Consider the following 15,804-nt stretch of genomic DNA (forward strand, 5'->3'; position numbering starts at 1 on the left):
CTGGGCTAAGTTATCGAGTTGGTACTGTAAGGGATTCCCTTCTGGAATCGGAGAACAGGCATTTTGTAGAGATATCAAAATAATCCTTATTTACAATTTATTTTTATTTAAATAAAATTTTACATTTTGATAAAGAGGAGTTTGGCTTTCGGTATAGAAAAGGTAATATAATCCAGCGATTCGAGTTTCTTCTCCATGATGTGCATTTTTTGTCGGGTACCTTTGTAGAGTCCTCCGCACTTATGTCTGAAACAATGCAGGAAATTTTTCGCGAGCCAATAGAGATTGAATAAATATGTCAAAGGAAAGAAGGGTTATTCCATGTCAATGAGTGAAACCAATTTGCAACTTCAAGAAAATGAAGGCGCTGTTTACGTGCTTACAGAAGCACAGCGAAGAATATGGTATATGGAGCTGCTGAATCCCCATACCACGGTAGCCACACTTAACAGCTTGCTTACCATCAAGGGGACGATACAAGAGAATTTGATTCTGGAAGTGCTGCAAACTCTTGCAATTCGTCATGAAGCTTTGCGCATGCAATTGCAGTATAGGGAGGGGGAGGAGCCTCTCAGCTATGTTGTGCTTTATAAACCATTTGACATTAATGTTGTGGATTTAAGAGAAAGTGAAGCTGAAGCATGGCGGGAAAACGTCGATTTTCTGTCGCGTCAGCCGTTCTCTCTTTTTGATTCCCCGTTATTTAAGTTCACCTTGCTTCGGACTGGAGAACAGGAAGCCAGATTGTTTTTGAGCATTCATCATATTATTGCCGACGGCTATTCGCTCAATTTGATAGGGAATGAAATCATTAGCGGCTATAAGGCCTTGCTTTGTCATGAGGAGCTTCCTATGGAACCGGCGCCTGCTTGTACGGGGCTGCTGCAAAGTGAGGAACAATATTTGCAATCTTCCCGCTTTCTGAAAGATAAAGCCTTCTGGGACGAAGAGTTCAGCACGCTTCCCCCAATTACACGGATTGATACTTCCCAAAGCGCGAGGCAGCTAGCGAGCAGTTCGGCAAGCTGTGTACATTATGAAATAGCTGCATCCGAAGGCGACGTTATCCATGCTTTCTGTGAGGAACAGCAAGTTTCCCCATTTAACTTGTTCGTGGCTGCTCTTTGTCTTTATTTGTCGCGAATTTGCGGAGATGAGGAGATCGTGCTCGGAACGATGTATGCCAATCGGACATCACGAGAACAGAAAGCGATGGTGGCGATGCTGGTCAGCACGACGCCTTTCCGTATGCGGCTGGATACTTCATGGTCGTTCGCGGATTTCCTGAAACAGGTGAAAGGCAAGCAAAGCGAACTGATTCGGCATCAGAAATACCCGTTTAACCGGATTGTACCTGAGCTTCGCAACCAATTTGGCTTTACTGATGCGCTGCTGCCTGTATTTTTCAATTACCATCCGATGGAGTGGGATGCGCTGCCCGCTGACGCACCTTTCCAATATGAGACGAAGCCGCTCGGAAATGATCATCAAGATAACGAATTGACGGTGCACATTCGCGAACATGTAAAAACAGGCGAAATGGCTATTCAAATCGATTATTTAACAGACCTGTTTGCACGCGAAGACATTGACCTTTTGATTCAACGCTTGCTGCATGTGATCAGAGAAGCCATATCTGATCCTTTGCAAGTGATAGGACGTTTTAACATTCTGCCTCCTTGGGAGCTGCAGGACGTACTGAGCTCGTACAGCTTTGGACAGCGAATTAAGCACCAACAAGAGCTTTTATTGCACGAAATGTTCGAGGCGCATGCTGCAAACACACCAGATCGTACCGCTGTTGCGGGATCTGACGGCTCGTCGCTGACCTACCGTCAATTGAATGAGCGAGCTAACAAGTTGGCGAGAACATTGGGTCAACAAGGCATACGCCAAGGGGAACCTGTGGCCATTTTGGGAACACGATCTCCGCTCATCGTGACCGCTGTTCTTGCTGTATTAAAAGCAGGCGGGGCTTTCGTTCCGCTGGATAATTCGCTGCCTGCTGAACGGCTGGCCTATATGGTGTCGGATAGTGAAGCACGTATCCTGCTTACGGCAGATGATGTCATTATGGCTATTCCTGATGACTGCCAAGTCATTGATTTGAGACAAGAGGCAAGCTATGCCGAGGATGGGGCCAATTTACTACATCATTGTTCTGCTGAACAGCTTGCGTATGTCATCTACACGTCTGGAACTACAGGCAGACCGAAGGGGGTTATGGTCGATCAACTCAGTTGGGCTGAAACAGCGAGGTCTTGGGGCCATGAATATAAACTGGAAGTTATGGAGGTAAGGCTCCTGCAATTGGCGAGCTTTTCTTTTGACGTATTTGCTGGCGATTTGGCCAGAGCATGGCTCAGTGGAGGGCTGCTTGCCTTATGTTCGGACGAGGATCGTCTCAGCTTGCCTCGTCTCCATGCCGCTATCGTCGAATACGGCATTACGCTGCTGGAATCAACGCCAGCATTGCTTGTACCGCTGATGGATTATATATATGAGAATGATTTAAGTACGGGGCAACTGCGTTTGTTAATTATGGGCTCTGACCGCTTTCCTGCGAAAGACTTTCAGAGGGTGCACGAGCGTTTCGGCTCTGCCATGCGCATTCTCAACAGTTATGGGGTAACGGAAGCATGTATTGATGCGTCCTATTATGAAGTGGGGATGGGGGGCATGCTGCCTCAGGAAGGAAGTATACCGATTGGTCGGCCGCTTCCTCATGTCAATCTTTACGTGCTAGGTCAGGGTGGTACCTTACAGCCCGTCGGCGTGCCAGGGGAGCTGTGCATTGGCGGAGCCAGCGTAGCTCGGGGCTACCTGAACAGGCCGGAACTGACGGCCGAGCGTTTCGCTCAAGATCCATTCGTTGAAGATGGGCGCATGTATCGCACAGGGGATCAGGCTTGCTGGCTGCCGGACGGAAATTTGCAGTTTCTCGGGCGCTTGGACGACCAGCTCAGTATTCGGGGCTACAGGGTCGAACCGGGCGAGATTGAAGCGCGTCTGCTAGATATTGAATCCATCCGCGAGGCGGTTGTTGCTGTCATGCCAGATCGCCAGAGAGAGCTGGTGCTTTGCGCATATTACACAGCAGAAGCAGCGCTGGAAACGGCCGAACTGCGAGCATTTTTGTCTTCGATGCTGCCGGACTATATGGTGCCTGCTGCCTTTAAGAAGCTGGAGAAGCTGCCTTTGACAACAAACGGCAAAGTGGATCGCAGAGCTTTGCCTGCACTGGATGAAATAGTTTCCTCCAAATTATACATACGTCCAGTTACAGATGCGCAGCAGCGGATGGCTGTGTTATGGCAGGAGGTGCTGGGTCAAGAACGGATCGGGCTGGAAGACAATTTCTTTGATCTTGGAGGCCATTCGCTGAAAGCCATAACGCTGCTGACGCGCATCCATCAGGAATTTCAGATAGAGCTCGGCTTGCGGGACATTTTTCAGGCCGTTACGCTCAAAGATTTAACCGAGGCGGTCAGCTCAGCCACCGAATATATTTACGAGTCGCTTATGCCTGCGCCACATCAGCCGTATTACCCGCTGTCATCTGCGCAGAAACGGCTATTTATGCTGCAGCAATTGGATGCTTCGGGACTTAGCTACAATATGCCAGCTGTCTTGCATTTGGAAGGGCCGCTGGACAAGCAGCAGATGGAGGCAACATTGGGCGTCCTTATTGCTCGGCACGACGCTTTGCGCACTTCATTTACAGTTGTAGATGGAGAGCCTGTTCAGCATGTGCATCAGCAGGTTGTCTTCTCCCTTCCTTATGAGGAAGCAGAGGAAAAAGAGGCATACGAGCAAATTTCGACTTTCATCCGGCCGTTTGACCTTGGCATGGCTCCGCTGCTGCGGGCAAAGATTGTACGTATTGGGGAGCAACGGCATCTGCTCTTGTTTGATATGCATCATATTATCTCGGATGGTATTTCTGTGCAAATTTTGACCGAAGAGCTAGCTGCATCTTATGCCGGAGAAACGCTGGAGCCGTTACAGCTGCAATATAAAGACTACGCTGTATGGCAGCAAGCCTACAAGTACACACAAGATTACGCCAAGCAGGAAGCCTATTGGCTGGATCAGTTTGCCGGGGACGTGCCTGTGCTTCAGCTGCCGACCGACGATCCTCGCCCGGCAGTACGCAGTTTTAAAGGAAACCGAGTAGACGCCGAGCTTCGGGGCGAGCTTGCAGCAGCGGTCCGGGAGCTGGCTCGCAAGAACGGTGCCACCGTATACATGGTGCTGCTAGCAGCATACAGCGCGCTGTTGTCGCGAATCAGCGGGCAAGAGGAGATCGTTGTCGGAACGCCTGTTGCAGGGCGTCAGCACGCGGATCTGTCAGGCATGTTAGGTATGTTTGTCAACACCTTGGCGCTTCGCATGTACCCGGAAGGCGACAAAGCGTTTGCCGCCTATCTGCGAGAAGTGAAGCAGACGGCATTGTCTGCGTTTGAGCATGGGAATTACCCGTTTGAGGAATTGGCCCAGCGCATTGTTCAGCAGCGTGATCTAAGTCGCAATCCGCTCTTTGACGCGATGCTCGTTGTGGAGCATGCGGATCACGAGGAGTTTAAGCTGGCCAATGTCCATGTTACTCCGTACGCATTGGATTATACGGCCGCCAAGTTTGATTTGACGCTCACCGTGACGGAGCGGGAGGAAAGCTTCTCATTGAGTTGGGAGTATGACTCCGCTTTGTTTGGACATCGTACGATAACACGCTGGAGCGATTGCTTCCATGAGCTGCTGGTTCAGGCTGCTCGCTCCCAGGATGCGAAGCTAGGGACATACGATATAGTAACGGGTCAGGAAAGAGAGCAACTGTTAGGCAAATTTGCCGGGACTAAGAAAAACTATGGCCCAGCAACCTCGGTGCTAACGTTATTTGAGCAGCAAGCTGTGGAAACTCCAGACCAACCGGCGGTCATTTTGGAAAAGGACGAGCTGAGCTACCGGCAACTCAATGAGTGGGCAGAGCAGCTCGGCGCTGAGCTGCGGAGGCAGGGAGTGGGAGCGAACACGATTGTCGCTGTTATGACTCATCGTTCGTTAGAAATGGCGGTAGGCATACTAGCGGTCTTGAAAGCAGAGGGTGCCTACCTTCCGATCGATCCTGAATTTCCGATCGATCGCATCCGGTATATGCTGGAGGACAGCCTCCCTCAAGTGCTGCTTACGTTCAGAACGTATGAGCCGCTCGTAGCGGAACTCCATCAGGACATTTCTGTTTTATATTTTGAGGACCACCCGCTACGGCAGATCCCAGTGAAGGCAGTAAAACGCTCGTTCGCTCTAGAACACTTGGCCTATGTCATCTACACATCGGGTACTACAGGGAAGTCTAAGGGCGTTATGATTGAACACGGCAGCTTGGCGAACACGATACAGTGGAAAAAACGCCACTATTCGTTTGGCCCGCAAGATAGAGCGTTGATGTTGAATCCTTTTATTTTTGATTCGTTTGTGACTCACTTTTTTGGGCCTATCGTCTCAGGGGCAGCCGTTGTTATTTTGAGTGATCAAGGCAGCAAAGATGCTTCAGCCATTCGCGAAGCGATCGTGAACCATCAAATTACCCATTTGCAAAGCCCTCCGAGCTTTTACTCTGCCATGCTGGAAAGCATGATGCATAAGGATTGGCGCTCGGTGCGAAGTGCGGTAGTAGCCGGCGAGGCGGTTGGCCTGCCTTTAATTCGTCGACTGAAGGCTATGAATCCCGATATGCAGCTGATGAATGAATACGGTCCAACCGAAAATACCGTCGTGACGACAGCAGTGGAACTAACGGAAGAGACGGCTGTAACCATTGGGCGCCCCGTACCGAATGCGCGGGTTTATATTTTGAATGCACAAGGCATGCTGAATCCGCTCGGTGTACCGGGCGAGCTTTGCATTGCCGGGGCCGGCTTGGCCCGGGGCTATATGAATCAACAGGAATTGACGGCATCCAAGTTTACGGCTGATCCTTTCGTGAAGGGCGAACGTATGTACCGAACAGGCGATTGGGGCCGGTGGTTGCCCGATGGCACGTTGGAGTATTTGGGACGAATGGATCATCAAGTGAAAATTCGGGGGAACCGGATTGAACTCGGCGACATTGAGGCGCATCTATTAACGCTTCCAGAAATGAATGAGGTAACCGTCACTGTGATCGAGGAATCAGAGGGCAACGCCAGTTTATGCGCTTATTTTGTAGCGGAGCGGGAATACGCAGTGAAGGAATTAAGACAGCTGCTTGGCTTGGCATTGCCGTCTTATATGATGCCGTCTTATTTTGTTCAAATACCGCAAATGCCGCTGACTGCCAATGGCAAATTGGACCGCCGAGCGCTTCCGCTTCCTGACAGCAGCAATCTGACCAAAGATGGCAGCTACTTGGCTCCGAGATCCGAGGCAGAACGAAAGATGATCGAAGTGTGGCAGGAAGTGCTGGGCGTACGTCCGATCGGGATTCGGGATGATTTCTTTGAACGAGGCGGGCATTCGTTAAAGGCCACGTTTGTAGTTGCTCGCATGCAAAAAGAGCTTCAGGCCGACGTTACGCTGCGGGATCTGTTCCAATACCCGACCGTTGAGTCGATGACAGAAGTGATCGCATCCAGGTCGATGAAAATATTCGATGCTCTGGAGCTAGCGACGCAGATGGACTATTATCCGCTTACGAGCGTGCAAAAAAGGCTATTCGTGCTGCAACAAATGGAAGGAGCAGAAGTCAGCTACAACATGCCCGCCGTTCTGCGGATGGAAGGCATGCTGGACCCATTACGCTTTGAGTCCTCCTTGCAGCAGCTCATTTTGCGTCATGACGCGTTGCGAACATCCTTTGCATTCATTGACAACGAGCCCGTACAGCAAGTGCATGAGCATGTGCAGATAGCCGCAGCCTACCGGGAGGCGGAACAGCAGCAGCTTGATGCCGTAATCGCGGAGTTTGTACGGCCATTCGATCTTGGACAGGCTCCTTTGCTTCGCGTGGAGGTTGTGCGCGTGGAAGCACAGCTGCACTATGTGCTGCTCGACATGAACCATATGATCTCTGACGGCGTGTCAATGAGCATTTTTGTAGAAGAATTTACGAAACTGTATGCTGGAGAAAAATTGGAACCGCTGCGGCTGCAGTACAAAGATTATGCCGTATGGCAGCAGAAATACGCCCAAAGTGCCGTGTATCTGGAGCAAGAGGGCTACTGGCTCCAGCATTTGGGCGGAAAATTGCCTGTGCTGCATCTTCCTGCCGATTACACACGTCCGGTATTGCGCAGTTTTGCGGGGGACCGAGTCGATTTCAAGCTAGACAATGCGTTGTCGGAGGCGGTACAAAAGCTCGCGCTGGATAAAGGGGCCACTGTGTACATGGTGCTGCTGGCGGCGTACAGCACGTTCCTGTCGCGGCTGTCCAACCAGGATGAGATCATCATTGGTTCCCCTGTTGCTGGACGTCCGCATGCAGATTTGTCATCCATGATGGGGATGTTTGTTAATATGCTGCCTTTGCGTACATTCCCTTCAGGACCAAAGGGTTTTGCCCAATTTTTAGAGGAAATCAAGCAAACGACACTGGATGCTTTAGTGCATGGGGATTATCCTTTAGAGGATGTTGTAAATCAGGTTGTCAGAGAGCGGGATATGAGCCGCAATCCGTTGTTCGATGCCGTTTTTGTGCTGCAAAATACCGATTTGTTGCCCATTGCGCTACCTGACTTGAGCGTAGAATCGTATCCGTTTGCCGAAACATCGGCGAAGTTTGACCTCACGCTTCAGGTTAACGAGCATCAGGACGGCTACTACTGCTCCATGGAGTTTTCCACGGCATTGTTTGCTCGTGAAACGATAGAGCGCTGGTGCCGCTATTTTACGGACATGCTGCATCATGTAGTCGCTGAGCCGGATATGCGGCTTGCCGAAGCGAGGTTGCTTCGTGAGCAAGAGCAACATGAACAGCTTATGGCCTATAGCGGGCTACCTGTGTCGCCTGTGATGCAAGTGTCTATTACAGAGCGTTTTCAAGAAATCGTCCATCATCATCCTGAACGACTGGCCGTTGTATGCGGCGAGCGGCAGCTTACGTACGAGGCGTTGCAGCGCCAGTCCGGAGCTGTAGCCGGGAAGCTATTTAGAAAAGGGCTGCTGCCTCAAGCGGCTGTTGGCATTTTGGCTGAGCGTTCCATCGAGTTTGTTGTTGCAGTCATGGGCATTTTGCAGGCGGGCGGCGCTTACGTACCTTTGGACCCGGAGGCACCAGATGACCGTCACATGTATATATTGAACGATTGCGGTGCGGATTGCTTGCTCGTTGTTGGCGATTTGCGCGTGCCGGAACGGTATGAGGGGGCGGTAATCAGGCTTGATGCTGATATGCTTCTGGAGGAAGGTCTGGAGGACAACGGGGAATTGCGCACGATCCGTAAAACCCGCAGCGATGATCCTGCCTATATTATGTACACCTCTGGCACAACAGGCAGTCCAAAAGGCGTGCTGGTCACACACGGCAATGTCGTCAACCTGGTGACAGGAGGCGGGTATGTTCCGTTTCATAGCGATCATCGTTATGCGCAGACCGGCTCGGTCAGCTTTGATGCGGCAACATTTGAAATTTTTGGCGCGCTGCTTCATGGCGGAGCGCTGTACCCGGTAGAAAAAGACGTGCTGCTGAGCGCGAGACGATTCGGACATTTTATTGCAGCAAACGGCATTACGGTCATGTTTTTGACAACATCGCTATTTCACCACTTGGCCAATGAGGATGCGGGAATGTTTGCTGGGCTTCAGCATTTGATCATGGGTGGAGAAATATTGCTGCCGAAGCCTGTTCACGCTGTTCAGAAGGCTAGCCCGTCCATCACGATATGGAACGGATACGGGCCGACGGAGAACACTACGTTTTCGACTGCCTTCCTTCTCAGTGAGACGATCGGGATGACGAGCATTCCGATCGGACGGTCGATTGGCGGAACGACAGCCTACGTGCTGGGCGCTGGCGGTCAGATGCTTCCCGTTGGCGTACCGGGAGAGCTGCACCTCGGAGGTGCCGGTGTAGCCAAAGGCTACTGGAACCAGCCTGAGCTTACGAAGGAAAAATTCAAGTCTGATCCGTTTATTGAAGGTAAAACCATGTATGCAACAGGGGATTTGGCGCGCTGGCTGCCTGATGGCAACCTCGAATATATGGGCCGAATCGATCAGCAGGTCAAAATTCGGGGATACCGGATTGAACTGGGCGAAATTGAAGCGCATCTGCTGGTGCACGCCGATATTCGTCAAGCGTCAGTCGTCATTCGGAAAGATACACCTGGAAACGAAGTGCTTTGCGCTTATTATGTTAGCGACGGTATGTTAGATCCTTCAAAATTGAGATATATGATGAGCACAGCTCTGCCTGTATATATGGTTCCTGAGTATTACATTCGGCTTACGGAACTGCCGCTTACGAGAAATGGGAAGCTGGATCGATCGGCATTGCCTGCGCCTGCATACGATGCAGCGGCAACTGCGCCATATGTGGCTCCTCGTACAACGACGGAAGCTCAACTAGCGGCAATTTGGGGGGATGTATTGCAGACGTCGCAAGTGGGAGCGCGAGATAACTTTTTTGCACGGGGAGGGCACTCGCTAAGCGCGATGACGCTGGCCTCGCACATCCATCAAGTGATGAATGTGCGAGTGGAGATTCGTGACCTATTCCGTTTTTCGACTCTTGAAGCGCTGGCGCTCAGAGTAGAACAGGGAGCGAAAGACCTGTTTGAAGGCTTGCAGCCTTCCGCTCCGCGTGACTACTATCCGCTGTCTTCCGCGCAAAAGCGGATGTACGTGCTGCACCAGCTTGAAGGTGCGGAAATGAGCTATAACATGCCTGCGGCCCTGCTATTCAATGGACGGGTGGAGTTTGCCCAACTGGAACGCGCTTTTAGGGAGCTTATCGCCCGCCACGAAGTGCTGCGGACCAGTTTTGAGATGCTTGATGGCGAGCCAGTTCAAAAAATTAGCGCAGAGGTTGATTTCAATTTGTCTTACCGGGAAGCGGGAGACAGACCAATAGAAGAAATGATTCGGGCGTTTATGCGTCCTTTCGATTTGGGCCTGGCTCCGCTGCTGCGCATTCAGTTGACGAAGCTGACCGATACGCAGCATCTGCTGCTGTTTGATATGCATCACATTATCTCCGATGGGACTTCAATAAGTCTTTTCATCGAGGAGATGACAAGGCTGTACGCTGGCAAACGTTTAGAGCCGTTATCCCTTCATTACAAGGATTATGCGGTATGGCTTGCAGCTAACAAACACTCGGAAACGTATGTCAAGCAAAAAGAATATTGGGTGCAGCAGCTTGGCGGTGATGTCCCGATTCTTCATTTGCCGTCGGATTTCCCCCGTCCAGCTATAAAAAGCTTTGCGGGAAGTCGGCTGGATTTTGTCATAGATGCAAAATTGAGCACCCATGTAAAACAACTGGCGCAAGACACAGGGACTACTTTATTTATGGTATTGCTTGCTGCTTACAACGTGTTCCTAGCGAAAATTTCAGGTCAAGATGACATTATCGTGGGCACGCCGATTGCCGGTCGTCCTCATGTCGACCTGTCCGATATGATGGGGATGTTCGTGAACACGTTAGCGATTAGATCAATGCCGTCTGTAGACAAAACATTCAGGGACTACTTGGAGGAAATCAAGCAAATTTCTTTGGCGGCGTTTGAACATGCGGACTACCCGTTTGAGGAAATTGTCGATCAAGTCGTTCAACACCGGGATGTGAGCCGGAATCCGGTCTTTGATGCGATGTTCGCTCTGCAAAATATGAAACGATCTGTTCTGCATATGTCAGATGTCGAGATCATTCCTGTCCCGATGGAAAATCCGACGGCAAAATTTGATTTGTCTTTGTTTGTCAACGAGTCCGCAGATGAGTTGCACGGCAGCTTGGAGTATGCAACATCGCTGTTTGAGGCGAGTACCATTGAACGTTGGAAAGATCATTTTATCGCATTGCTTCGGCATACCGTGGCTGAGCCGGACGTCATGCTCGGCAAGGCGAACTTGCTTAATGAACAAGATTTGATGACTCTGCATCGGTGGATGGACGGGCCTGTGAAGAAGCTCGAAGACACAAATGTGCATCAGTTATTCCATAAGCAGGCGGAGAAAACACCGGAAGCGGCTGCGCTCGTATTTGGCGATACCATGCTTACTTACGGGGAACTTGACCGTTTATCGGATCAAATGGCTGCTGCTCTGCGACAAGAGCAGATCGGAGACGGAAGCATTGTAGGGCTAATGGCTCAGCGTTCTCCCAAAATGATTATCGGTTTGCTTGGCATTTTGAAAACGGGAGCGGCCTTCCTTCCGCTTGATCCTTCCTACCCTGAGGAACGAATTTCGTTCATACTGGAAGATTCTAAAGTCTCTTGCCTACTGGTGGATTCGGATTCCGCCCAAACGCATGATCGCCTTGTCCATCGCAGCAAAACGAGAATCATCGAGCAGCTTCTTGCGACAATAAGCTTCAGCGATACAATTGAGGTTTCACATGAGCAGCTTCAAAGTCCGGCAGCGACCGAAAGCAGCCGGTTGCTCTACGTCATCTATACATCGGGTACGACAGGCAATCCGAAAGGTGTCATGCTTGAACACGGCAACCTCATCAACTTGATTATGCATCAATATGAGCATACTTATATTCCGTTTGACAAGGATGTGTTGCAGTATGCTTCGTATAGCTTTGATGTGAGCTATCAAGAAATTTTCTCGACTTTGCTTGCCGGAGGAACGCTGCACTTGATCGAGGAGGAGATGCGCCAAAATGCAACTGCGCTTTTCCGTTATGTGGAGGATCGAGGCATTCAGACCTTGCTTCTGCCTTCGTCGTTTGTCAAATTCGTCTGGAACGATCCGACTTATGAATCGGTATGGCCGAAGTGCGTGAAGCATTTGATTACAGCGGGAGAGGCGCTAATTGTTGGTCATACACTACAGCAATTTTTGCGAGAGCAGGGCGTAACGCTGCACAATCATTACGGTCCTTCCGAGACGCATGTGGCTACGACGTATACGATAATACCGAAAGAGCCGATGGTTGCGCTGCCTCCGATTGGTAGACCGATTAGCAATTCGTCTGTTTATATTGTCGATTCTCTGGGGCAGCTGCAACCGATCAACGTAGCTGGCGAGCTGTATATTGGGGGAGCTTGTGTCGGCAGAGGTTACCTGCATCAGCCTGATTTGACAAGTGAGAAGTTCCTTTCTAATCCCTGGTCACCCGGAACCCGGATGTACCGAACGGGGGATAAGGCCCGCTGGTTGGCCGACGGAAGCATTGAGTATTTAGGCCGTATCGACCATCAGGTTAAAATTAGAGGATACCGAATCGAACCGGGCGAGATCGAAACCAAGCTGCTGGAGTTGGACGGGATTCGAGAGGCAGCTGTAATTGCACTGCAAGATGAACGCGGCAGCAATGAGCTGTGCGCTTATGTGGCAGGGGAGCGTGAATATACCTTTGCTGAGCTGCGTGCAGCGCTTAGAACGATCTTGCCGGAATATATGATACCGGCCTATTTCGTGCAGCTTGCAGAGCTGCCGGTTACGCGTAACGGCAAAATTGACCTTAGAGCGCTGCCGAAGCCGACGGAAAGATTGGCGGAAGGCGATTACGTCTCGCCACGGACGCAAGTAGAAACAAAGCTGGCTCTGCTGTGGCAGGAGGTGCTGGGGCTTGAACGCGTCGGCATTCGCGACAACTTCTTCGAGCTTGGCGGCCATTCGCTCCGAGCGATGACGCTCGTATCGCGCATTCATCAGGTATTGGAGATCGAGGTTCCCCTGCGGCAGTTATTCCTTTCGCCTACGGTCGAAGGCCTGGCGGCCGTACTAGAAATAGCCGACGAGCGCGAATTTGAAGCGCTGGTGCCTGTGAAGGCTCAGGAGGCGTATCCGCTGTCCTCAGCGCAAAAGCGCCTGTACATTTTACAGCAGCTGGAGGGAGCCGAGCTTAGTTACAACATGCCAGCCGCCCTGCGTCTGTCAGGACCGCTGGATCGTCAGCGGCTGGAAAGGGCGCTGCAAGCGCTGGTGGCCCGCCACGAATCGCTGCGGACAGGATTTGCAGTAGTTGACGGGGAGCCGATGCAGCGTATTGCGGCGTCTCCCGTGTTCGCGGTAACTTACGAGGAGGCGACGGAGGAGGAAGCACAGGAGCGCGTTCGTACCTTCCTTCGTCCGTTTGACCTCAGCGAAGCGCCGCTGCTGCGGACGACGGTGGTGCGTATGGGCGAAGCGAATCATTTGCTATTGTTCGATATGCATCATATTATTTCTGATGGCACGTCAATGAGCATATTTATCCAGGAGTTTACGAAGCTGTACGGAGGAGAAGAACTGAAGCCGCTGCGTTTGCAGTATAAAGATTATGCGGTCTGGCAGCAAAGCTACCGGGAAAGCGCGTCTTATCGGGAGATGGAGCGCTACTGGCTGAAGCAGTTCGCCGGGGAGCTGCCAGTGCTGAGCCTGCCGCTCGATTATCCGCTTCCGGCGGTGCGGAGCTTCGAGGGAGCACGCGTAGAATTCGAGCTGGACAGCGAGCTGTCAGCAGCGCTGCGGGAGCTGGCCCGTACGAGCGGGGCGACGGTGTATATGGTGCTGCTGGCGGCGTACAGCGCGTTGCTTGGCCGGTTAAGCGGTCAGGAGGAGCTAATCGTTGGCACGCCGATCGCGGGACGTTCGCATGCTGACTTGCAGGGCATGCTGGGGATGTTCGTGAACACGCTGGCGCTGCGGCTGAGTCCGTCGGGGGAAAAAACGTTCTCTGCCTACTTGCAGGAAGTGAAGCAGACGGCGCTAAGTGCCTTCGAACATGGGGACTATCCGTTCGAGGAGCTGGTGGAGCAGGTAGTCAGGCAGCGGGATTTGAGCCGGAATCCGCTTTTTGATGCGATGCTGGTGTTGCAAAACACGGAGCAGTCGGAGCTGGAGCTGGCGGATCTGCAATGGACGCCGTACCCGATAGAAAGCGGAGCGGCGAAATTCGATCTGACGCTGTCGGTGAGTGAAGAAGAGCAGGGCATGCGTTGCACGCTGGAATACGCGGTGAAGCTGTTCGAGCAGGCCACAATAGAGCGCTGGGTGGGTCATTTTACGGAGCTGCTGCGTCAAGTGACCCGCGATTCGCATACAACGCTTGGAAACATGGACTTGCTGATGGCAGGGCAGCGTGAGCAGCTCTTGGTGCACTTTAACGCTACGGAGCTGGAGCTCCCTGAGAACGCGACGGTGCATGGGCTGTTCGAGCAGCAGGCTGCCCGAACGCCGGGGCATCCGGCGTTGGTGAGTGGACTGGCCGTCTGGACGTACGGCGAGCTGGACGGTCAAGCGAACCGCATCGCGGGCTGGCTGCGCGCGCATGGCGTGAGCAGCGAAGACCGCGTCGGTGTGCTGCTATCCCGTTCGCCTTGGCTGATCGCCGGTCTGCTGGGGATTATGAAAGCCGGTGCGGCCTATGTGCCACTGGATCCGGCGCTACCAGCCGGGCGCATCGAAGGGATGATCCGAGATGCCGGAATCCGCATTCTCTTAAGCGAAAAAGCCCAGCGGGAAACGGTGGCGGGCTGGGTAGAAACCCCGCTGCGTCAGGTGCTGTGTCTGGAGGAGCAGGCCACGAGCGGACGGCAGAAGGAGCAGATCTCAGATGCAGATGGTCAGCAGGAGGGGTATGCTTCAGACGGACAACAGAAGGATGACGATTCGCAGGTGAGGTTTGCCTCCGTGGAGGAACTGAAAGCTTATTCCTCGGCATCAACGAAGGTGGAGACCCGGGCTGAGGGCAGCGCGTATGTGATCTACACCTCCGGGACGACCGGCACGCCGAAAGGGGTGGTGGTGGAGCATCGAAACGTCGTCAACTTTATGACGGGGATGGTGGAAGCACTGCCCTTTGCGCCATCTGCGACGATGCTTAGTGTGACGACGGTGTCCTTCGACATTTTCGTGACCGAGAGCTGGGTACCGCTGAGCTGCGGCATGCAGGTTCTGCTGGCGAGCGAAGCGGAGCAGCAGGACCCTGCCCAGCTGGCTGCGCTGCTTATGAAGCATCCAGCCCAGGTAATGCAGACGACGCCTTCCCGGCTGGTGATGCTGCTGGAGGATGCGCGCAGTGCCGCAGCGCTGCGTCCTATGCAGGCGCTGCTGATTGGGGGGGAGCCATTCCCTGTCACGCTGGAAAGACAATTGCGCGTTCAAACGGAGGCGGAGCTGTACAATATGTACGGCCCGACGGAAACGACGGTCTGGTCGACGTTTGAACACCTGAGAGAAGCGGGCGAAGGCGGAAAAATGAGCATCGGCCGTCCGCTGGGCAATACGCAGGTGTATGTGCTGAACGAGGCGCTGCAGGTGCAGCCGATCGGAGCGGTGGGAGAGCTGTGCATCGGAGGAGCAGGCGTAGCCCGTGGTTATTGGGCACGCGAGGAACTGACGAATGAGCGGTTTGTCGCGCATCCGTTTGCCCCCGGCGAGCGGATGTACCGGACTGGCGATTTAGCCAGATGGCTGCCGGATGGTCGACTGGAGCATTTGGGCCGGATGGACCATCAGGTGAAGATACGGGGTTACCGGATCGAGCTGGGTGAGGTGGAAGCGCATCTGCTGCAAATCGAAGGGGTAAAAGAAGTGGTGGTGACGGTGATCGCTGGAGAAAGGGAGACGGACGCAGCGGAATTGTGCGCGTATGTGACCGGCAGCAGCGAGCTGGGAGCGAAGGAAATGCGCAGCAAGCTGGCAGAGGGACTTCCCTCGTATATGCTC

1 protein-coding gene is annotated in these 15,804 nt (G+C 52.6%); it reads left to right on the forward strand.

All coding sequences use genetic code 11. The features are described from left to right. Positions 1–321: 321 nt before the first annotated feature. Positions 322–15,804 (forward strand): non-ribosomal peptide synthase/polyketide synthase (locus AC6B99_RS14500; RefSeq protein ID WP_496663584.1); only part of this gene is annotated, 15,483 nt, incomplete at its 3' end.

The sequence above is a fragment of the Paenibacillus liaoningensis genome, assembly GCF_059609455.1.